The organism is Arthrobacter sp. E70 (assembly GCF_058266945.1).
The window spans coordinates 1-603 of sequence record NZ_JBYQFR010000039.1; the positions used below are offsets into that span (position 1 = coordinate 1).

The 603-nt window shown below is 65.7% G+C and carries 1 protein-coding gene; it reads right to left on the minus strand.

All coding sequences use genetic code 11. The features are described from left to right. Positions 1 to 9: 9 nt before the first annotated feature. Positions 10 to 603: DUF3618 domain-containing protein (locus tag AC3IMC_RS20425; RefSeq protein ID WP_490920724.1), on the minus strand; the 594-nt coding region annotated here is incomplete at its 5' end.

Sequence of the window (603 nt, forward strand, 5' to 3'; positions counted from 1 at the left end):
CGCCCTGGTTTAGGTGTTTTGGACGTTGTCTTTGGCGGTGGTGGCGCGGTCTTTGACGTCGGTGGCGGCCATTTGGCCTTCGGCTTTGACGTTTTGGGCGGCGTCGGTGGCGGTGGCTTTGACGTTTTCCATGGCTTCCTGGGCGGGTTCCTTGAGGTCCTGGGCCATGTTTTTCGCGGCGTCGGTGAGTTCGTGGGCCAGGGGCTGGGCTGCGGTTTTGAGTTGGTCCGCGGCTTCGCGTTCTTTCTGGCTTGGCGGGATCAGGGAGGAGACGAGCAGGCCGGCGCCGAAGGCGATCAGGCCGGCGGCCAGGGGGTTGCCCTGGGTTTTGGCTTTGACCTGGTCGGGGGCGTGGGAGACTGCCTGGCCGGCGTCGGTGAGTTTGGCCGAGACGGTGTCTTTGGCGTCGTGGAGGCTGTCGCCGGCGGAGTGCAGGGCGTTGGTGGTGTGTCCTGCGCCGGTGGTGGTGGTGTCGTGGACTTTGGTGGTGGCGGTGTCGGCTGCGCCCATGATTTTCTCCTTGACTCCGGTGACGGCGTCGCGGACCTTGTCGGTCTGGCGGTGGACGATGTTGGACGGGGTGACCTTGTCGGCGACGGCGTC